Origin of the sequence: Actinophytocola sp. (assembly GCF_009379765.1) — a bacterium.
GTDB lineage: Bacteria > Actinomycetota > Actinomycetes > Mycobacteriales > Pseudonocardiaceae > Actinophytocola.
Genome location: NZ_WHTD01000090.1, coordinates 14,117 through 33,011, shown reverse-complemented (window position 1 = coordinate 33,011; position 18,895 = coordinate 14,117). Strand labels below are relative to the sequence as shown.

General features: G+C 67.7%; 24 protein-coding genes and 2 tRNA genes. 22 read left to right on the top strand and 4 right to left on the bottom strand.

The genetic code is table 11. The features are described from left to right. Nucleotides 1-766: 766 nt before the first annotated feature. From GEV28_RS25295 to GEV28_RS25285, 3 genes are all read left to right on the top strand, one after another. Complete coding sequence (locus tag GEV28_RS25295) at nucleotides 767-1,294, top strand: hypothetical protein (protein ID WP_291414711.1); 528 nt, start codon at nucleotides 767-769, stop codon at nucleotides 1,292-1,294. Nucleotides 1,295-1,640: 346 nt separating this feature from the next. Next, a complete protein-coding gene (locus GEV28_RS25290; RefSeq protein ID WP_291414710.1) occupies nucleotides 1,641-2,390 on the top strand; it encodes a DUF6338 family protein in 750 nt (249 codons plus the stop codon). A 23-nt stretch (nucleotides 2,391-2,413) separates the two neighbouring features. Then, nucleotides 2,414-2,977: an HD domain-containing protein gene (locus GEV28_RS25285; protein WP_291414709.1), complete on the top strand. Its 564-nt coding sequence runs from the start codon at nucleotides 2,414-2,416 to the stop codon at nucleotides 2,975-2,977. Here the strand turns inward: GEV28_RS25285 and GEV28_RS25280 are convergent. Both GEV28_RS25280 and GEV28_RS25275 read right to left on the bottom strand, forming a co-directional pair. Beyond that, entirely contained in the window at nucleotides 2,968-3,438 is a 471-nt protein-coding gene (locus tag GEV28_RS25280) for an NUDIX hydrolase (protein WP_291414708.1), read from the bottom strand. The genes GEV28_RS25285 and GEV28_RS25280 overlap by 10 nt on opposite strands. Before the next feature lie 10 nt (nucleotides 3,439-3,448). Continuing rightward, a complete protein-coding gene (locus GEV28_RS25275) occupies nucleotides 3,449-4,192 on the bottom strand; it encodes a DUF5919 domain-containing protein (protein ID WP_291414707.1) in 744 nt (247 codons plus the stop codon). A gap of 154 nt (nucleotides 4,193-4,346) precedes the next feature. Between GEV28_RS25275 and GEV28_RS25270 the strand changes: the two genes are divergently transcribed. The 10 genes from GEV28_RS25270 (at nucleotide 4,347) to GEV28_RS25225 (ending at nucleotide 11,392) form a co-directional block, all read left to right on the top strand. Beyond that, nucleotides 4,347-4,763 carry a plasmid replication, integration and excision activator gene (locus GEV28_RS25270; protein ID WP_291414706.1) on the top strand — a complete coding sequence of 139 codons (417 nt, stop codon included), beginning with the start codon at nucleotides 4,347-4,349 and terminating at the stop codon, nucleotides 4,761-4,763. After that, nucleotides 4,760-4,993 carry a hypothetical protein gene (locus GEV28_RS25265; RefSeq protein ID WP_291414705.1) on the top strand — a complete coding sequence of 78 codons (234 nt, stop codon included), beginning with the start codon at nucleotides 4,760-4,762 and terminating at the stop codon, nucleotides 4,991-4,993. Before GEV28_RS25270 ends, GEV28_RS25265 begins: the two co-directional genes overlap by 4 nt. Before the next feature lie 3 nt (nucleotides 4,994-4,996). Continuing rightward, nucleotides 4,997-5,281 carry a hypothetical protein gene (locus tag GEV28_RS25260; protein WP_291414704.1) on the top strand — a complete coding sequence of 95 codons (285 nt, stop codon included), beginning with the start codon at nucleotides 4,997-4,999 and terminating at the stop codon, nucleotides 5,279-5,281. Nucleotides 5,282-5,528: 247 nt separating this feature from the next. Next, nucleotides 5,529-5,933, top strand: coding sequence for a hypothetical protein (locus tag GEV28_RS25255; RefSeq protein ID WP_291414703.1), 405 nt, complete (start codon nucleotides 5,529-5,531; stop codon nucleotides 5,931-5,933). Nucleotides 5,934-5,977: 44 nt separating this feature from the next. Beyond that, on the top strand, nucleotides 5,978-6,172 hold the full coding sequence (locus GEV28_RS25250; RefSeq protein ID WP_291414702.1) for a hypothetical protein: 195 nt from the start codon (nucleotides 5,978-5,980) through the stop codon (nucleotides 6,170-6,172). A gap of 379 nt (nucleotides 6,173-6,551) precedes the next feature. Beyond that, nucleotides 6,552-8,006 (top strand): FtsK/SpoIIIE domain-containing protein, encoded by a 1,455-nt coding sequence (locus GEV28_RS25245; RefSeq protein WP_367115177.1) that lies wholly within the window; start codon nucleotides 6,552-6,554, stop codon nucleotides 8,004-8,006. Continuing rightward, nucleotides 8,003-8,416: a hypothetical protein gene (locus tag GEV28_RS25240; protein WP_291414700.1), complete on the top strand. Its 414-nt coding sequence runs from the start codon at nucleotides 8,003-8,005 to the stop codon at nucleotides 8,414-8,416. The genes GEV28_RS25245 and GEV28_RS25240 overlap by 4 nt, the downstream gene beginning before the upstream one ends. After that, nucleotides 8,413-9,993 carry a replication initiator gene (locus GEV28_RS25235; RefSeq protein WP_291414699.1) on the top strand — a complete coding sequence of 527 codons (1,581 nt, stop codon included), beginning with the start codon at nucleotides 8,413-8,415 and terminating at the stop codon, nucleotides 9,991-9,993. Before GEV28_RS25240 ends, GEV28_RS25235 begins: the two co-directional genes overlap by 4 nt. 20 nt (nucleotides 9,994-10,013) lie before the next feature. Continuing rightward, nucleotides 10,014-10,217, top strand: a complete 204-nt coding sequence (locus tag GEV28_RS25230; protein ID WP_291414715.1) for a helix-turn-helix domain-containing protein — start codon at nucleotides 10,014-10,016, stop codon at nucleotides 10,215-10,217. 143 nt (nucleotides 10,218-10,360) lie between these two features. Further along, nucleotides 10,361-11,392, top strand: coding sequence for a site-specific integrase (locus GEV28_RS25225; protein WP_291414698.1), 1,032 nt, complete (start codon nucleotides 10,361-10,363; stop codon nucleotides 11,390-11,392). Between the two features lie 78 nt (nucleotides 11,393-11,470). Here GEV28_RS25225 and GEV28_RS25220 read toward each other — a convergent pair. Next, a tRNA-Gly gene (locus GEV28_RS25220) sits at nucleotides 11,471-11,544 on the bottom strand. A gap of 85 nt (nucleotides 11,545-11,629) precedes the next feature. On the opposite strand from GEV28_RS25220, the gene GEV28_RS25215 reads away from it, so the two are divergent. The 6 genes from GEV28_RS25215 to GEV28_RS25190 all read left to right on the top strand — a co-directional run bounded on the left by GEV28_RS25215 (nucleotide 11,630) and on the right by GEV28_RS25190 (nucleotide 16,826). Next, a tRNA-Pro gene (locus GEV28_RS25215) sits at nucleotides 11,630-11,706 on the top strand. 125 nt (nucleotides 11,707-11,831) lie between these two features. Further along, a complete protein-coding gene (gene tig, locus GEV28_RS25210; protein ID WP_291414697.1) occupies nucleotides 11,832-13,196 on the top strand; it encodes a trigger factor in 1,365 nt (454 codons plus the stop codon). Nucleotides 13,197-13,318: 122 nt separating this feature from the next. Next, nucleotides 13,319-13,918, top strand: coding sequence for an ATP-dependent Clp protease proteolytic subunit (locus GEV28_RS25205; protein WP_291414714.1), 600 nt, complete (start codon nucleotides 13,319-13,321; stop codon nucleotides 13,916-13,918). 26 nt (nucleotides 13,919-13,944) lie between these two features. Further along, nucleotides 13,945-14,577 carry an ATP-dependent Clp protease proteolytic subunit gene (locus GEV28_RS25200; RefSeq protein ID WP_291414696.1) on the top strand — a complete coding sequence of 211 codons (633 nt, stop codon included), beginning with the start codon at nucleotides 13,945-13,947 and terminating at the stop codon, nucleotides 14,575-14,577. Between the two features lie 244 nt (nucleotides 14,578-14,821). Then, the gene (gene clpX / locus GEV28_RS25195) at nucleotides 14,822-16,129 is read left to right on the top strand and encodes an ATP-dependent Clp protease ATP-binding subunit ClpX (RefSeq protein ID WP_291414695.1); all 1,308 of its coding nucleotides are present in this window, start codon (nucleotides 14,822-14,824) and stop codon (nucleotides 16,127-16,129) included. Nucleotides 16,130-16,223: 94 nt separating this feature from the next. Continuing rightward, a complete protein-coding gene (locus GEV28_RS25190) occupies nucleotides 16,224-16,826 on the top strand; it encodes an alpha/beta hydrolase (protein WP_291414694.1) in 603 nt (200 codons plus the stop codon). On the opposite strand, the gene fdhD is transcribed toward GEV28_RS25190, so the two are convergent. After that, complete coding sequence (gene fdhD, locus GEV28_RS25185; protein WP_291414693.1) at nucleotides 16,813-17,649, bottom strand: formate dehydrogenase accessory sulfurtransferase FdhD; 837 nt, start codon at nucleotides 17,647-17,649, stop codon at nucleotides 16,813-16,815. The two genes, GEV28_RS25190 and fdhD, sit on opposite strands and share 14 nt — an antisense overlap. An 87-nt stretch (nucleotides 17,650-17,736) precedes the next feature. On the opposite strand from fdhD, the gene GEV28_RS25180 reads away from it, so the two are divergent. The 3 genes from GEV28_RS25180 to GEV28_RS25170 all read left to right on the top strand — a co-directional run bounded on the left by GEV28_RS25180 (nucleotide 17,737) and on the right by GEV28_RS25170 (nucleotide 18,872). Beyond that, complete coding sequence (locus GEV28_RS25180; RefSeq protein ID WP_291414692.1) at nucleotides 17,737-18,309, top strand: helix-turn-helix domain-containing protein; 573 nt, start codon at nucleotides 17,737-17,739, stop codon at nucleotides 18,307-18,309. Between the two features lie 68 nt (nucleotides 18,310-18,377). After that, nucleotides 18,378-18,548 carry a hypothetical protein gene (locus tag GEV28_RS25175; RefSeq protein WP_291414691.1) on the top strand — a complete coding sequence of 57 codons (171 nt, stop codon included), beginning with the start codon at nucleotides 18,378-18,380 and terminating at the stop codon, nucleotides 18,546-18,548. 84 nt (nucleotides 18,549-18,632) lie between these two features. Further along, entirely contained in the window at nucleotides 18,633-18,872 is a 240-nt protein-coding gene (locus GEV28_RS25170) for a hypothetical protein (RefSeq protein WP_291414690.1), read from the top strand. The last annotated feature ends 23 nt before the right edge of the window (nucleotides 18,873-18,895 follow it).

Below are 18,895 nucleotides of genomic sequence, written 5' to 3'. Positions count from 1 at the left end.
GGCGGGAACGCCGCAGTCAGCACCCCGACCCCGACCAGATCCGGCAACCGAACCTGCGTACCCACCTTGACCTGCTGTCCCACTCTCGCCACAACCAAGATCATAACCCCACAGCACCTAAGTTAGCGGCATTGGGCCGTGGCCCCGCGAGACCAGCTCGTGTCCGCCTACGCCCTGCGCCGCCGCGATCCCGATAAGTGATCTGGCACGAATCTGGCACGCGAGGGGCGCGGAGCCCGAAGAGGACAAGATATGATGTCTACTTGGGAGGGACTGCAACCGGTGACCTGCGGGGGAAGACTGGAGCGGGTGACGGGAATCGAACCCGCATGACCAGCTTGGAAGAGCGGCGCCCACGGCTGGCCGATACCCCTGACCTGCGTCGGAAGGGTGGCCGCGGTACCCGCTGATGACCGTGGTTGACCGCCCTTAATGGCCCGCCAATGGCCCATGCTTCAGGCCGTCCGTGCAGCTCAAGCCGGGTCCAGAACCTGAGTTGGTTCGGGCTGATCGGGTGCCTCCGTGTCATGATCTCACCTCTCTGACCGCCGTTGACATGATCGAAGTGGTTGGTCGGCGCCTGCTCGTCGCCGTTCCCCTCGCCCTTGCCGATCCGTAGCACCGGATCGTCGGTGTCAAGGGTGGAGCGAAGCGAGATCGCGTCAGCGACGCCGATAGGCGCCCTTGATGCCGGCGGGCCGGTGTTAGACGATCATCGGGAGATGAGGGGTCGTTTGCGTACCCCGGGCTCGATACCGTCCTGTCCATGTCTGGAGCAGGACCGTGGTTGTTGGCGTCGATATCGCCAGTCTTTGCGATCTTGGGCGTGGTCATCGGGGCACGGATGACGAATCGGCGTGAGCTGACCAAACTCACAATCGAACAAGAGGAGAGGCTGCGAGCTCGCAGGCAGGAGGCTTACTCCGAGTTCTACGCGCTCATTTTCGGAGCCGCGACCGCCGTGATGGAGGACTACGAGGTTGGAGTCCTGAAGGAGGTGCCGGTTGAACGCTTCCACGATAGTCTCCGGTTGCGTGCGGTCATCGGGTTGCTGGGACCTGAAGAGGTCTCGCGGAGAGTCGAGGGCGTTCTCGCGACTCTCAGCGGTCTCTATACCGCGGCCAAAGATCCATCTGAGCACGCCGACGTCCCGCTGATAGCCGTGGAGGTAAGGCGTGAGGTCGACGAGTTGCTCGGTTCGATGGAGCACACATTGACTCAGAGCGTCGCGCCGCCGGTGGTGGCGCTCCCATGGCGGGCTCGTGGGCTGCGCCGCGCTGGCCGGCCGGCGTGAGCGGAGCGGTAGCCGGCCGTGCCGCGATGGATGTGGGCCACGTTGCCAACGCGACGGGCCGAGCGCGCCGCCGGCGGCGGCGCGCCTTGATCCCACAGAGCCAAGTTCTGCAGTAACAGACCGAGTCTTGTCAGCGACCCCGTTGAAGGAAGGATGCATTGCGATCTGCGTACGAGTGCAGCCCCCCGAGAAGGCGTATCCCGAGGAGGTATCTTTAAATGGCAACCCATGATGACAAGAGTGCGGATAACAACCTGGAAAAGAGTATTGATAGGTCTGATGTTATTGACCTGCAGGACCCCGGGAGCACTAAACAGCCCGGCAGTACGGACGATGACGAATAGAAATGATTCCGCAGACCGTTGCGGCACTGTTGGCGTTCCTGGCACTAGTCGCGCCAGGTATATTCTTTGAGCAGCGACGTGAACGTCGTCGCGTAGCTCCCACTGCATCTGTGTTCCGGGAAGTATCCGGAATTGCGCTCGCCAGTTTGTCGCTGACCTCAGTCGCCATTTTGGTTTCCCTGATTGCGCGCGCAATTTTTGGTGATCCAGTGGTGGATCTTCGCACATGGGTGACCAGAGGCGCGGAATACTTCAACCGAAATTTCTACATGGTAGTCATAAACGTCATCGCGATGGTATTGCTGGCGTTCATAATTGCTTGGTTAGCTGATCGAGTGCTTCTTTTCCGTCGTAAAGGAACAGGTAAGCTATCAGCGAACTCGCTGTGGTATCAGGCGTTCCGCGAAGACAAACCAGATGATTCGATTCCGTGGGTGCATGTAGAGTTGCTTGACGGCTCCTCTTTTTACGGAAACCTGCGCGGAAGCACGGCTGGATCCGGAGTGGATGACCGCGAGATATGTCTCGATGGCGCTTATCTGGCGCGTAGGAAACCGCCGGACAAGAATGGAAGCCATCCAACTAAAGTAGCAACAATAGGAGGAAAGTGGGAGTATGTGATCATTCGAAGCTCTGAAATTCGATATATAAAAGTGCAATATCTCCACAAGAGTACCGGTGAGATTCTGCAATCGCCTCGTCGTGTGGGTGCCCTTGCTCGTGACGCTGAAGGCCATGAGGCGAAACCTTAGGGCCGTCGTATACGGTCACCGGTGTGAGTGATCTATTAGCGATGGCGCACAGGCAGGCAGATGACCTTCTTCGTGGGCCGTTGCCGCGCAGGTGGGTGCACGTTCAGGGCGTCGCCGGTCGGACACAGCAAGTCGCGACGCTATTCGCCTCGGCCGATCGTGAGCTGTTGGAGGCTGCGGCGTTGCTCCATGACGTTGGGTACTCGCCGGGCATCGCGCACACCCGTTTTCATCCGCTGGACGGGGCGCGGCACCTCCGGGAGTTGGGGGCGGACGCGCGACTGTGTGCACTCGTGGCGCACCACTCCTGCGCTTACCGTGAGTCTGAGTTGCGTGGGCTGTCGGCTGAGTTGGCCGAGTGGGTGGACGAGGAGACACCACTACGAGATGCCCTGTGGTGGGCGGACATGACCACCTCGCCGGATGGGTTGCCGGTGGCGTTCGATGAGCGGATCAAGGAGATTCAGGAGCGGTACGGGCCGCAGGATGTGGTGACGTTCTTCATCCGGCAGGCTGAGCCCGAACTGCGGGGTGCGGTCGAGCGGACGGCGGCGCGGTTGCGGGCTGCGGGGATCGCTTACGAGTAGTACGGCTCGGCGCGTTGCTCCAGGCCGTGGCGGATGCGTAGGCGGATGCTTGGGTGGATGTTGAGCGCGTCCAGGTCGGCGGGGTCGCGCCAGAGGACTTCCTTGGACTCGTTGCTCGTTCGCAGCTCGCCGCCGGTTGGCTCGGCGCGGAAGCAGATGGAGAACTCTTGGCGGACCTCGCCGTCGGTGAACTCGATGACGTGGTCTGGGTCGCTGTAGATGCCGATCAGGCCGGTGACCTCGACCGCGATGCCGGTCTCTTCCTTGACCTCGCGTTGGACGGTCTGGGTGAGGGTCTCGCCCAGCTCTAGCGCACCGCCGGGGATGGCGTACAGGTCGTTGTCGGTGCGGCGGATGAGCAGGAGGCGGCCGGACTCGTCCTGGACGACGGCGGTGACGGCCACGACGATGCTGTTGGCCGCGGGAGCGTCGGGGTTGCGGTAGTGATCGATTCGGGCCATAGCTCCCTGCCTACCACTTGACCGGCTTGGCGTCGCTCCACACGCTGTCGAAGCTCTCGGAGTAGGTCTCGAACAGGTCGCCGCCGGAGAGTCGGCGCAGGTGGAGCAGTGGGGCGTGGGCGGCCATGAAGCCGTAGACGTGGGTGTTGATCAGCATGTCGTCGTCGAAGCGGTAGATCGAGTTGTAGAGCGTGGTGCCGTGGCTGCGGATGGCCACGTTGGGCACGCCGTCCAGCGGCTTGAAGAACGCCAGGGCGTTGCGGACCTTGGCCGCGAGTGTGCCCTTGCCGATGCCTTCCTCGTCGCTGCGGCGGGCTACCGCTCGGCTGGCTGGGTCGCCGATCAGGATGCGGATCTTGGCGCCTGCCTTGGCCTTGGTGCGGAGCTTCTTGATCAGGGCCGGGTTGTCGGTGAGGAACATCCCGGAGTACATCAGGATCTCGATGTGCTGCTCGGCGCCGTCGACGAGGTGGTCCCACAGGTCCATCGGCACGGAGTGGCGGTGCGGGTAGACCTTGACCACCTCGGACTCGGCGATCTCGGTCTTGCGCTCGGCGGCGATCGCGGTGGGCCAGAGGTAGTTCTCGGACTCGCGGACGAGTCCCGCGATCGTATGCCGGTGCCGCCGGTACGGGGTGCGTCCCTTGGTGATCCAACGCTCGACGGTCTTGGGGTCGACCTTGGTCGCCCTGGCCAGGTGCTCCAGGTCCAGCCCGTTGCGTAGCATGGCGTCGCGGAGCCGTTCATTGGTCATTCGCGCCCGTTTTCCCAGGTGTTGTGACGAGTAGGGACGTCCTGAAGGTAGCAGAGACGTCCTGAGAAGTCCTGCTGTGCGGTGTGCGCGTCCTCTTTGGTTGACGACATTGGGGTTGTGCCCGGGACACGCCGGGCCTGACCCAGGAGGACACATGCCACTCATTCCGACCCGGTTTCCGGTCGAGTTCGGGGAGGTGTTCCCGTTCGGTGCGTTCGTGCTGGGCGTCGAGCCCTCGATGGCTTTCTCGGCGGACCCGAGCGTGCCGAAGGTGCAGGAGCGGGACAAGGAGACCGGACAACTCGTGTGGGTCGTCCGCGCGATCGACGCCAACGAGGAGGCTGCGAAGTACGGGGCCGAGTTCAAGGTGAAGGTCGCGGCGGATCACCAGCCGGTGCCGCCGGCCAAGCTCGCCGGCTTCCCGTTCGCGCCGGTCGAGTTCGACGGGCTCACCATCACGCCGTACGCGAACCAGAAGGGGCGGATCGCGCACAGCTTCCGCGCGTCGGGGCTGCGTGCGCCGGCCGGTGCTGGTCGTGGCAAGCCCGCGGCCGAGAAGCCGGCGGCGTGAGCGCGGGGGTGGCCGAGTTGCGGGACATGGTTCATGTGTACGTGACGGCCGACCTGCCGATCCGGGCGCGGGCGCTGCCGTTCGCCGATCGGGTGGAGATCCGGTTCGGCAAGGCGTTCCCGGTCGTGCTGATCGTGGATCGTTCCGCGCTCGGCCAACTCACCGACGCCATCGCTGCGGGCCGCTCTGAGCTGGAGCGGGCCAGCGGGCAGACGGACGCGGAGGGCTGACCAGTGGGATTCAACATCACGTGCTCACCCGGTAAGGACGCGGCGGCTGGCTACATGCGGCTCACCGAGCACCTGCCGGCGCTGGTGATCTACCTGGACCCGGTGAACATGGCCATCCAGCTCCCGCCGTTTCCGGGTGGGGAGCAGCTGTTGGCGAAGTTCTGTCGGGAGCTGGCGCGTGAGGCGACCAAGCTCGCTGACGCTGTCGACCCGGCGGACGAGCCGATCTACTCGACTCAGGCACCTCGGCACACGCTGCCGGGCGACACAGGAGCGGCCGATGTCTAGCGCGCTTCTCCAGGGATCCGCTGCGCGGCCGGATGGTCGTGTGGTCGCGCCGTACGTCACGGCATGGAGTGCCGAGGTCGACCCGCCACACGAGCTAGTGGAGGTGCCGGGACGCGGCATCGCCTACGCGGATGAGACCGTGTCCGACCGGGACAGTAACGGCGTCCTGTGGTATCGGACGTCGCACTGTCCGGGGCAGGGACGGCCGGAGTTCGGTCGGGTGCATCCGATGCGGCAGCGTCGGGCGATGCGGCGGTTGTTGTGTCAGGTGTGCGCGGGTCCGGCAGACCGCACCGACGACGGTGTCCTGTGGCTGCTGCGGGATCACCGCGGCGACTGGCCCGGTTGGCCGGATGGCATGGGAGTGACCGAACCGCCCGTATGCGTGCCGTGCCTGCGGTTCTCGGTGCGGGTGTGTCCCGCGCTGCGCAATGGCGCGGTCGCTGTCCGGGCAGGCCGGTTCGCGGTCGACGGGGTCCACGGCGCTCTCCACACCGGTGGCCCGGTTCCGGTGTTCGTCGGTGCGGTGACGGTGTCGCTGGACAATCCGGCGGTGCGGTGGGTGCGGGCGGTGAGCCTGGCCCGTGAGCTGAGGGACTGCACGATCGTCGATCTCGACGAGCTGGCGGCGGGTGCGTCGTGCCGAACTTGAGCCGTGAGGTGATCCGGGCGTGGTTGGTTGAGCACAACTGGTCGATGGCGCGGCTCGCCGAGGAGTGCAGCGCGCTGGGTGAGGACACCATCACCGAGGGCGTGATGCGGAACGCGGTCAACGGGATCGACCCGATGCGGCCGGGCCGGATCATGCTGATTTCCAAGGTCACCGCGAAGTTTGGCGATGGGATCCCGTACCGGCAGTTGGTCGCCGACGAGGGCGGTGGCCGCTCCTGACCAACAAGCGTGAAAAGTCCTAAGTAGACAAGTCGAACGCATGCGGGTCGTGTGGCGATGGCGCATGTCCTTGTTGTGCTGCAACGAATCCGTAGGCGCAGAAGCGGAACCCGGGCTCGCAACCTTGTCCGCTCCTGCGCTGTCCATCCCAAGGGGAATGAACAGTGAACAGGCTAGAACCAAACCAATCGGCAGCGCCAGTGGGGGTCACCCGAACGCGCTGCGCCCGGTGCCGGCGCTTCGCTCGGCTCCTTGCCCGTGAGACCTGCTGCGCCCGGTGTGCGGGTGTACTTGCGCTTGAGTTCGGCTCGGGCCGGGGCGGTGAGCGGTGATGGCGCGGCAGAGGGATTCCCGGTGGGTTGACCCGGCGCTGTTGGAGGTGTCCCGTCCGCGGTTGCCGTGGTGGACGCTGCTGCCCGGCTGGGTCAAGCTCGTCCTCTCTCCGGTCGCGGCCGTCGTGTTGCTCGGCTGGATCGTCTACCAACTCGGGCGGGTGGTGTACCGGTACCCGCTGTCGCTGTGCCTGCTGGTGGCCGGCTGGTGGTCCTACTCCGGGCTCGGCCCGTGGTGGTTCTGCGCGCTCCTGACGGTCCTGCTCGGCCTGCTCGCGGTGTGGTGGTGGCGTTGGCGGACCTCGTTCGACCGGGTCGCGCTGCGTCGTGTCCGGACGGAGTTCCGGCGGCTCGTGGTCTATGCGTGGGACTGGCGCACGGTGATGCGGCTCTCGGACCTCACGAAGGACAAGCGTGGTCGGGAGTACCGGCCGACGCTCGGGCGGGTGCGCGCTGAGGGCTGGCGCGACCTTGTGCGGGTGCGGATGGTGAAGGGGCAGGCACCCGAGCAATGGGAGTTGCACGCGTCCGGGCTGGCGCACTCGTTCAACGCGGAGTCGTGTCGGGTGCGGGTGGTCAAGCCGCGTCGGCTGGAGCTGGACTTCATCCACTCCGACCCGCTGGAGTGCTCCATCCCGGCGCCGGCTCTCCCCGAGGACACCACCGGTGTGGACCTGCGGCGGGTCGTGATCGGCCGCACCGAGACCGGCAAACCGCTGCGGCTGCCGTTGCTCGGCACGCACGTGCTCACCTGCGGCGTCTCGGGTGCCGGTAAGGGCTCGCTGCTGTGGGCCGTCGCATGCGCCCTCGCCCCCGCGATCAAGGCCGGCCGGGTGACACTGTTCGGGATCGACCCCAAGGGCGGGATGGAACTCGGGCAGGCACCCGAAGTGTTCGAACAAGTCGTGTACGACAACGCCTCCCGTGCGGTGACGCTGCTGGAGTGGCTGGCGCAGGAAGTGAAGCGCCGCGCGGAGTCCTACCGGGGTCGACGTCGCATGTGGACACCCGAGTCCGGTGACCCGTTCCTGTTGCTCGTGGTCGACGAGCTGGCCGACCTGATCGCCTACCAAACCGACCGGACTCTGCGGGATCGGGCGACGCGGGCGGTGCAGGCGATCACGTCGCAGGGGCGGGCGCCGGGCGTGTGTGTGCTGGGGCTGTTGCAGGACCCGCGCAAGGAGATCATCGCCTTTCGGCACCTGTTCTCCACCCGGATCGCGATGCGCCTGGATGAGCCGGCGCAGGTGGACATGGTGCTCGGAGACGGCGTGCGGAAGCGGGGTGCCGCCGCGCATGAGATCTCCGAACACACCCCGGGCGTTGCCTGGGTGAAAGAGGACGGGCGGCGGGAACCGGTGCGGGCGCGGGTGTTCCACGTCACCGACACTCACCTCGCCCACCTTGTCGGCTACCTCACCGGCCGGCCTGTGCACCCGGTGCCGGCCGAGGTGGTCGCCTTCCCGGACCGTGCCGACCAGCCGAGTGGGGGTGCGGCATGAACAGCCCCGACGTGTTCGTACGGATACTCGGGTCAGTTCGTGAGCACCTGGCCACCCGCCCGGTCGCGGCAGGGATCGCGTCAGTGGCGGTCGCGGTGAACTCGATCGAGGGCGAACACGCCACCGTGCACCTGCACAGCCTGGAACTCCCCGAGCTGGCGGGCGCACTGCTCGGGTGGGCGGACACCCTGACCGAGATCACCGCGTCCGCCTGGCGGCCACCACCCGGCGACCGCGTGCACCTGTCCGTGTCTGGCCAGCTCGACGACGGCCTCGCGGTCACCGTCTACGGCGGTGTGGCCTACGTCGAGACCATGTTCGGGGCCGACCTGGCACCGGGCGGCCGACACAGCGTCGCCTTGGGTGTTCTGCGTGGCTGGGCCACCAATGGTGGGGCGGTGGCGGCATGACCGGCCAGAGCAGGGCCGAGCGGATGCGGCAGCCACTCGCGATTGACGTGGTTACCGCAACCGCGGAACAACACGGGGTGTGCGTGCGGCCGTTCACCATGGAAGTCGGTGACCTCGACACCGGCGAACTGCGGCACGTCGCCGTCCCGTGTGGGTCCACCGTGGAATCCCAGTGCGGGCCGTGCGCCCGGAAGGCCCGCGCGTTGCGGCTCGTGCAGTGCCGCGAGGGCTGGCACCTGGTCGACGAACCCGACTTCACCCCGGACCCGCCCAGCGCGGACCACACCGCCTTGATGGCACTGCGGGCCGACCTGGTGACCGCCTACCGACAGGCCGAGGGCGGCGACGCGGACGAACTGCGCGACGAAATCCGCTCGGTCGACGAGGAACTTCGGCAACTCGGCATGCGCGGCCGGCTCCCCTCGATCGAGCTGCCGACGAAAGCCGCGCGGAAGCGGTCGACGAAACGGCGGCAGGACGCACCCGATCTGCCACGGCGGCGGGTCGAGCGGCGCACCGTCGGCCGGGAGTTCGCGGGGCGGTTCCGGCCGTCCATGTTCGTCACCCTCACCTGTGACAGCTACGGGCGGGTACGGGACGACGGAACACCGGTCGACCCGTCGAGCTATGACTATCGACGTGCGGCTCGGGACGCGGTGCACTTCGCCTCCCTGGTCGACCGGTGGTGGCAGAACCTCCGGCGCTGCGTGGGCTGGGATGTGCAGTACTTCGCCACGGTGGAGCCGCAGAAGCGGGTGGCGCCGCACCTGCACGCGGCTATTCGTGGGTCGGTGCCGCATGAGGTGCTGCGGGAGGTCACCGCGGCCACCTACCACCAGGTGTGGTGGCCGGCGCACGACGAGCTGGTCTACGACCATGGCCGGCTGCCCGTGTGGGACGGGAAGCGGTTCGTCGACCCCGACACCCGGCAACCGCTCACGCCGTGGGCTGAGGCGCTGGAGGCCGTCGACGAGCCGGCGCACGTCGTGGCGTTCGGGCGGCAGGTGCACTCCAAAGGCATCCTCGGCGGCTCCGAGGAAGCCGGCCGGCACGTCGGCTACCTGACCAAGTACCTCACGAAGTCCCTCGGGGAGGTCGTCGAGGCCGACTCGGAGCGGCAGCGGCGCCACCACGACCGGCTGCACGACCAGCTGACCGTCACCCCGTGCTCGCCGCGCTGCGCGGTCTGGCTGCTCTACGGCATCCAACCGCTCGGCGCCGGCGCCAAGACCACACCGGGGCACTGCAAGGGCCGTGCTCACCGGCGCACCACGCTCGGCCTGCCAGGGCGGCGGGTGCTGGTGTCGCGGAAGTGGTCCGGGAAGACCCTCGCCGACCACAAGGCCGACCGGCGTGCCTTCGTGCTCCAGACCCTCGCCGGCATAGGCATCGAGAAACCGGCCGAACAACCTCGCCGGCTCGTGTGGCACAAGGTCCAGCCCGGCGACCCGAACGTCCCGCCACGGACGCACCTGCTCATGCACGCGATAGCCGAACGGATCCGATGGCGGGCCGAGTACGACACGGCGCTACTCGCGGCTGGCGAACTTTCGGCAACTCCACCACAAGCGGCCTGACCAGGGGGGAAGCGATGACCATGAGCAAGTACCTGACCGCCTCGGAGGCGGCTGACTACCTGAACACGTCGGTCCGCTTCGTCCGGCGGCTGATCGCGGAGCGGCGGATCGCGTTCCACAAGATCGGGCGGCATGTCCGCCTGGCCGTGGCCGACCTTGACGCGTTCGTCGCGGCCGGTCGGGTCGCACCGATCACGGCGCGTGGGTTCGGGGAGGTGGCCTGATGGCGAACAAGGACGGCCACCGGCGATTCGGGAATGCTCGGCAACGTGGTTCGGGGCGATGGCAGGCCAGGTATCCCGGGCCGGATGGTCAGCTGAGGAACGCGCCCAACACGTTTCCGTCCAAACGGGACGCTGAGCAGTGGTTGACGGTAACTGAGGCGGCCATGCTGCGCAGCGACTGGATCGACCCGTTGCTCGGCAAGATCACGCTCACCGACTTCGGCACGCGGTGGATCAAAGAGCGCAAGCTCGGAGAACGGACCCGTGAGGAGCACGCGCGCACCTTCCGGCTTCACGTCGTGCCGTTCCTCGGCCACCTGACGCTCGGCGACATCGGCACCGACACCGTTCGGTCCTGGCGGGCGACGCTCGCTGAGGAAGGGCGGTCGGACATCCGGATCGCCAAGGCATACAAGCTGCTCCGCGCGATCATGAACACGGCGGCCGACGACGGGCGGATCAAGCGCAACCCGTGCCGGATCAAGGGTGCGGACCAGGAGTACAGCCCGGAGCGTCCTGTCGCGTCCGTGCCGCAGGTGTTCGCGCTCGCCGACCAGATGCCGGCTCGGTTCCGGGCGCTCGTCCTGGCGGCCGCCTTCACCGGGCTGCGGTGGGGCGAGCTGATCGCGCTACGCCGATGTGACGTGGACACCGAGGAACGGACCGTGCGGGTGCCTCGGCGGCTCGCCCAGCTCAACTCCGGGGAGATGGTTGCCGGGCCGACCAAGTCCGCGGCTGGCTTTCGTACGGTCGCCTTGCCCGAGTTGATCGTCGACGACCTGACGGATCACCTGGACAGGTTCGTCGAATCCGGTGATGCGGCGCTCGTGTTCGTCGGCGAGAAGGGCGCGATGCTCAGGCGTGGCAACTGGCGTCGGTCGGTTCGCTGGCCGGAGTCGGTCAAGGCGGCCGGTCTGCCCGAAGGCTTCCACTTCCACGACCTCCGGCACACCGGTAACCACCTCGCGGCCTCGGCCGGCGCCAGCACCAAGGAACTCATGCACCGGATGGGCCACGGCAGCATGCGGGCCGCGCTGATCTACCAGCACGCGACCAGTGAGCGGGACCAGGAGATCGCCAAGGCGGTCACCCGGCGGGCACGAGCGGCCCGCAAGAAGGCCCAGAAGAAGACCAAGCAGAAGGCCGACGACCAGGGCAAGGGACACGCGGCCTAATGGCCCGCTAATGGCCCACGGCCGGACGGAGTGCTGCCCGAGACAGGGTGGCACCCCTTCTGAGCTGCGGGGGAGTACTGGAGCGGGTGACGGGAATCGAACCCGCATGACCAGCTTGGAAGGCTGGGGCTCTGCCATTGAGCTACACCCGCATACGCCGTCCGAGGCGTCCTGCGGAAACAGCCTAGCGCGCCGCGATACGCTGTCCAGGCATCCCCCGAGCACGACCGGTGGGGGCGGGCTGTAGCGCAGCTTGGTAGCGCATCCGCTTTGGGAGCGGAGGGTCGCAGGTTCAAATCCTGTCAGCCCGACCAGCAGGGGGGTGGCCCACGGCCGCCCCCGGCGCGTCCGCGAGCCGGCGAGTTCCATAGACTCGGACGGACCCCGCGGCTCAGGTCGGCCTCGGGCGTGTCAGTCACACCAGCCCTAGGAGATCACGTTGAAGAGCACCGTCGAGCACCTGAGCCCGACGCGGGTCCGGATCAACGTCGAGGTGCCGTTCGACGAGCTCAAGCCGAACTTCGACCGCGCGTACCGCAAGATCGCGAACCAGGTTCGCATCCCGGGCTTCCGGCCGGGTAAGGCGCCCGCGCGTGTCATCGAGCAGCGGATCGGCCGCGCTCCCATCCTCGACGAGGTCGTCAACGAGGCGATCCCCGCCAAGTACAGCGAGGTCATCACCGCCGAGGAGGTCCGCGTCCTGGGCCGCCCGGAGATCGAGGTCACCAAGATCGAGGACGGCGACCACCTGGCCTTCACCGCCGAGGTCGACATCCGGCCCGACATCACCATCCCCGCGTTCGGTGAGCTGTCGGTCACGGTCGAGGACATCGAGCTGAGCGACGAGGAGGTCGACGAGCAGCTCGACGAGCTGCGCGCCCGCTTCGGCACGCTCGCCGGCGTCGACCGGGCCGCGGAGACCGGGGACTTCGTCTCCATCGACCTCGAGGCCACCGTCGACGGCGAGGAGGTCGAGGAGGCCAAGACCTCCGGGCTGTCCTACGAGGTCGGCTCCGGCGAGATGATCGAGGGCATCGACGAGGCCATCATCGGCACGTCGGCCGGCGAGACGAAGACCTTCACGACCAAGCTGGTCGCCGGCGAGCACGCCGGCCGCGACGCCGAGGTCAAGGTCACCGTCCAGACCGTCAAGGTGCGCGAGCTCCCGGAGCCGGACGACGACTTCGCCCAGCTGGCCAGCGAGTTCGACACCGTCGACGCGCTGCGGGGCGACCTGCGCGAGCGGCTCACCCGCGTCAAGCGCATGCAGCAGGGCGTCCAGGCCCGCGACAAGGTCCTCGAGGCCTTGCTCGAGGTCACCGAGGTGCCGCTGCCGGAGAGCGTCGTCGAGTCCGAGGTCGAGAGCCGCCAGCACGACGCGGTGCACACCTTCGACCACGACGAGGACCGCTTCAACGAGTTCCTCACCGAGCAGGGCAAGACCCGCGAGGAGTTCGACACCGACGTCCGCGAGGAGGCCGAGAAGGCCGTCAAGACCCAGCTGGTGCTGGACTCGATCGCGGAGGCCGAGAACGTGTCCGTCGACGACAACGAGCTCACCGAGCGGATCATCTACCAGGCCCAGCGCTTCGGCATCAGCCCGGACGAGTACGTCCAGCGCGCCCAGCAGTCCGGCCAGCTCGGCGCGATCTTCGCCGACGTCCGGCGCGGCAAGGCGCTGGCCTCGGTGGTGCGCCTGGCCACGGTCTCCGACGCCTCGGGCAACGACGTCGATCTCGAAGAACTGTTCGGCCCGCGCGACGAGCCGGCCGCCGAGAACGAGCCGGCGCCAGCCGATCAGTGACGCTCTGAGCGAACTTGGGCCGTCCAGGGCATGTCGCCGCGTCCTCCTTCGTTAATGTCGAACGTGAGACAGACCAAGGTCATTTCCAGCGAAAGCAGGCAGACGTGACGCAACCACTGCGGATGCCCGACATGCGGTCCGGGACCGCAGGGCTCACCCTGAACGACTCCGTGTACGAGCGGCTGCTCCGGGAGCGCATCGTCTTCCTCGGTTCCGAGGTGGACGACGACATCGCCAACCGGATCACGGCGCAGCTGCTGCTGCTGGCCGCCGAGGACCCGGAGAAGGAGATCACCTTCTACATCAACTCGCCGGGTGGCTCGGTCACGGCGGGCATGGCGATCTACGACACCATGCAGCACATCGAGCCCGACGTGGCGACCTGGGCGATGGGCATGGCCGCGTCGATGGGCCAGTTCCTGCTCTCGTCCGGCACCGCAGGCAAGCGCTACGCCCTGCCGCACGCGCGGATCATGATGCACCAGCCCTCCGGTGGCGTCGCCGGCACCGCTTCCGACATCGCCATCCGCGCCGAGATCCTCGGCAAGTGGAAGCTGGAGATGGCGGAGCTGACCGCCGACCAGACCGGCCAGACGGTGGAGAGGATCACCGCCGACGCCGACCGCGACCGCTGGTTCACCGCCGAGGAGGCGCGTGACTACGGCTTCGTCGACCACGTGGTCAACAGGGTCACGCAGACCCCCAACGGCAGCGGCCGCTGACCGGGCCAGACCTAGGAGACTTGACAGTGAGTGACCTATACGCACCTCAGGCCCGGTATGTGCTGCCCTCCTTCGTGGAGCGGACCAGCTACGGGGTCAAGGAGTCCAACCCGTACAACAAGCTGTTCGAAGAGCGGATCATCTTCGTCGGCGTGCAGATCGACGACGCGTCGGCCAACGACGTGATGGCGCAGCTGCTCTACCTGGAGTCGGTCGACCCGGACCGCGACATCATCTTGTACATCAACTCCCCGGGCGGCTCCTTCACCTCGCTGATGGCGATCTACGACACCATGCAGTTCTGCCGCCCGGACGTGGTGACCTACTGCCTGGGCCAGGCGGCGTCCGCGGCGGCCGTGCTGCTCGCGGCCGGCACGCCGGGCAAGCGCTTCGCCCTGCCCAACGCCCGCGTGCTGATCCACCAGCCCGCGATGGAGGGCGTCTACGGCCAGGTGTCCGACCTCGAGATCCAGGCCAACGAGATCCAGCGGGTCCGGCGGCTCATGGAGTCGACGCTGGCCAGGCACACTCTCAAGTCGGCCGACGAGGTCCGCAAGGACATCGAGCGGGACAAGATCCTCACGGCTGACGAGGCCAAGGACTACGGCATCGTCGACGAGGTGTTGTCGTACCGGAAGCTCTCCGCTACCCGGTCGTGAGGCGCCGACCCGACCCTGTGCGGAGGGCGGTCACGCCTCCAGCGGGTGCGGGGCACCTGATAGGCCGAATCCGACAACTCGGCGGGTAGGTTCTCCCACTGAGTGGGGGTTGGCAGGTACCGTCAAAGGCAACAGGCACACGACCGGGCCTGGAGTGCAGTGCGCGACACTGGCAGTCGAGGCCCGTTCAGCCATAAATCCAGGTGTGCTCCCGGCACGCCGGAGGGGACAGAGGTCAGCGGTCATGGCGCGTATCGGTGACGGTGGCGACCTGCTGAAGTGTTCTTTCTGCGGGAAGAGCCAGAAGCAGGTGAAGAAACTGATCGCCGGTCCCGGCGTATACATCTGCGACGAATGCATCGACCTCTGCAACGAGATCATCGAGGAAGAGCTGGCCGAGGCGGGTGACGTCAAGCTCGACGAGCTGCCCAAGCCGGCCGAGATCGACGAGTTCCTCGACCAGTACGTGATCGGGCAGGACGAGGCCAAGCGCTCGCTCGCGGTCGCGGTCTACAACCACTACAAGCGCATCCAGGCCGGTGACCGGGCCAGGCCGGAGCCGCGCGAGGGTGGCGGCCGCGAGTCCCGCGACGAGACCGTCGAGCTGTCCAAGTCCAACATCCTGCTGCTCGGCCCCACCGGCTGCGGCAAGACCTACCTGGCGCAGACCCTCGCGAAACTGCTCAATGTGCCGTTCGCGATCGCCGACGCCACCGCGCTCACCGAGGCCGGTTACGTGGGCGAGGACGTCGAGAACATCCTGCTGAAGCTCATCCAGGCCGCCGACTACGACGTGAAGCGTGCCGAGACCGGCATCATCTACATCGACGAGGTCGACAAGATCGCCCGCAAGAGCGAGAACCCGTCGATCACCCGCGACGTCTCCGGCGAGGGCGTGCAGCAGGCGCTGCTGAAGATCCTGGAGGGCACCACCGCGTCGGTGCCGCCGCAGGGCGGGCGCAAGCACCCCCACCAGGAGTTCATCCAGATCGACACCACGAACGTGCTGTTCATCGTGGCCGGCGCGTTCGCCGGGCTGGACCGGATCATCCAGGACCGGATCGGCAAGCGGGGTTTGGGCTTCGGCGCCGAGATCCGCTCCAAGGCCGAGATCGACACCACCGACTTCTTCTCCGACACCATGCCCGAGGACCTGATCAAGTTCGGGCTGATCCCCGAGTTCATCGGCCGGCTCCCGGTGGTCGCGAGCGTCACCAACCTCGACAAGCCGTCGCTGGTGCAGATCCTCACCGCGCCGCGCAACGCCCTGGTCAAGCAGTACCAGAAGCTGTTCGAGATGGACGGCGTCGAGCTGGAGTTCACCGACAACGCGCTGGAGGCGGTGGCCGACCAGGCCATCCTGCGCGGCACCGGCGCCCGCGGCCTGCGCGCGATCATGGAGGAGGTGCTGCAGCCGGTGATGTACGACATCCCGAGCCGCACCGACGTCGCCAAGGTCGTCATCACCGAGCAGACCGTCCGCGAGAACGTGAACCCCACGATCGTGGCGCGTCAGCCGTCCCGCCGCGAGCGCCGCGAGAAGTCCGCCTAGCCTCGCTCGGCAACGCGCGGCAGCCCGCCGGAAACCCCGGCGGGCTGCCGCGCGATCAGGCGACGGGGCGCCTCCATCGGTGCAAGGATGGGGCATGCCGATGCCGCCCTACGTCCTGCTTCTCCACGGCCACACCGGATCCGGGCCGAAGCACTGGCAGAGCTGGCTCGCCGGCGAGCTCGCCAACATCGGCGGGGTGGTCGACGTCCCGCAGCTCACCGACCCCGACCGGCCCGACCTCGAGGTCTGGCTCGCCGAGCTGCGCCACCACCTGCACGCCGCCCCGGACGCCGACGAGCGCGTCGTGCTCGCCCACTCCGCCGGGGCCGCCCTCTGGCTCCACCACGCCGCCCGGCTCACCGACGACCACGCCGAACGGCCGCTGCGGTTCGACCGCGTCCTGCTCGTCTCGCCGCTCGGGCCCGGCTGGGAGCACCCGGACGTGCACGGCTTCACCCCGGCGCCGCTGGACGCTGCCGGGGTGCGCAGGGCCGCCTCGTGGACCCAGGTCGTGGTCGGCGAGGACGACCACGCCTGCACGGTCGCGCAGGCGATCGAGATGGCCGCGCAGCTCAAGGTCGACCTCGACGTGATCCCGGGCGGTGCGCACCTCAACACCGACGCCGGCTACGGCCCGTGGCCCGCGGTGCTCGACTGGGTGCACGACAAGCACACCCGGATGGTCACGAACCGGTGATCCGCCCGGAGATCCGTTCGGCGCCGGTGTAGACGTTCATGCTGGTGCCGCGCAGGAACCCGATGAGCGTGATGCCCTGCTCCTCGGCCAGCTCCACGGCGAGCGACGACGGCGCCGACACCGCGGCAAGCACCGGAATGCCCGCCATCGCGGCCTTCTGGACGAGCTCGAACGACGCGCGGCCGGACACCATCAGCACGGTCCCGCCCAGCGGGACGCGGCCGTCCAGCAGGGCCCAGCCGGTGGCCTTGTCGACCGCGTTGTGCCGGCCGACGTCCTCGCGCACCAGCAGCTCGCCCTCCGCGGTGAAGATGCCGGCCGCGTGCAGACCGCCGGTGGACTCGAACACCCGCTGCCGCTCGCGCAGCAGGTCGGGGAACGTCACCAGCGTCTCCGGCGTGACCGCGCAGTCGTCGCCCGCGGGGGAGAACCGGGTCTTCAGCTTCACCGCGTCCAGCGCCGCCTTGCCGCACACCCCGCACGACGAGGTGGTGTAGAAGTTGCGCTCCACGCCGACATCCGGCGGCTCGACGCCCGGCGCGAGCGCCAGGTCCAGCACGTTGTAGGTGTTGCGGCCCTGGTCGTCGACGCTGTCGCAGTAGCGCGCGGTGCTGACGTCCGCGGTGGCGCCGATGACGCCCTCGGTGAGCAGGAAGCCGTGCGCCAGCTCCACGTCGTGGCCGGGCGTGCGCATCGTGACCGCGAGCGCCTTGCCGTCGACCCTGATCTCCAGCGGCTCCTCGGCCGCTAGCGCGTCCTGCCGTCGGCGGCTGCCGTCCTCCGAGAGCCGCAGAACCGGTCGACGTACGGTCACCCGTCCCATGGCATACAACCTACAGTCCGGGCGTTCGCAAGAACTCTTTAGAAAGAACTCTTGCTAAAGAGTTGCTTAGCAAGGTATCTTTCGAACATGGCCGAAGCCGCACCGAAGATCACCGACCCGAAGGCGCTCCGCGCGCTGGCGCACCCGCTGCGCTGGCAGCTGCTCGAGATCCTGGGGCGCGCGGGAACCGCGACGGCGACCCGGTGCGCCCAGGAGACCGGCGAGAGCGTGGCCAACTGCTCCTACCACCTCAACCTCCTCGCGAAGTACCACTACGTCGAGAAGGCCGAGGGTGGGCAGGGTCGGGAGAAGCCGTGGCGCGCCGTGCGCGACGGCTTCCAGCTGAGCACCGAGGGGATGGACGACGACGGCGCGATCGCCGCGCGGGCGGCGTCGAGTGCCTTCCTCGACTACGAGCTCAACCAGATCAAGGAGCGCAGCCTGACCGCACACCTCAACCCGCCCGAGTGGCGGGGAGTCGTCGGGGTGGACAACACCAAGGAGTTCCTGACTCCCGACGAGGTCGACGAGCTGCGCTCGGCCGTGCGTGACCTGATGGAGAAGTACAGGGATCGCCGCCAGAACCCGGAGCTGCGCCCCGAGGGCGCGCGCTCGGTGGGCATCTTCCTCTCCACCTCGATCCCGCCCACCCGGGACTGACCCGATCCGACCCGATATCGGCCGTCGACCGACGGCCCGGTTCTGCTTGCCCAGAAATGGAGATCGTCATGGATTCGTTCGGCGCCGACATCATCGCCAGCAGCCGCCGCGCCGACCTGGCCGCCGACGCCGAGCAGTCCCGGCTGGCCCGCGCCTCGCGCGAGTGCCAGGAGAAGTCGCGGCCCGCGCCCCGGCCGGAGCGCAGCGCCGTCCGGGCTCGTCGCGCGGTGGCCGTATGAGCCGCATCCGGAGATGATTTCGAACTCAGATGATACGGTTCTCGTTCTACACGCCGCTCGACGAAGGTGGCGCCAGGAGGTCTCGTGAGACCCCTCGAGACCAACTCGTCAGGATCCGGTGCGGGCACCGTGGACCCGAGGGCCTGGTCCGTCATAGCGCGCGGCAGACGCGCCGGCGGAAAGGTCTTCGTCAAGGGCGACAGCGTCAACGGACTGCCCGCGGACTTCCTCGTCGGCCCCGACGGCGTGCAGCGAGCCGCCAAGTACGGCCGGCACGCGAGCGATCACTGGTCGGTCGACGAGTTGCTCGCCCTTGCCGGCTGAGACCGCGACGCGCTCGGGGGCGC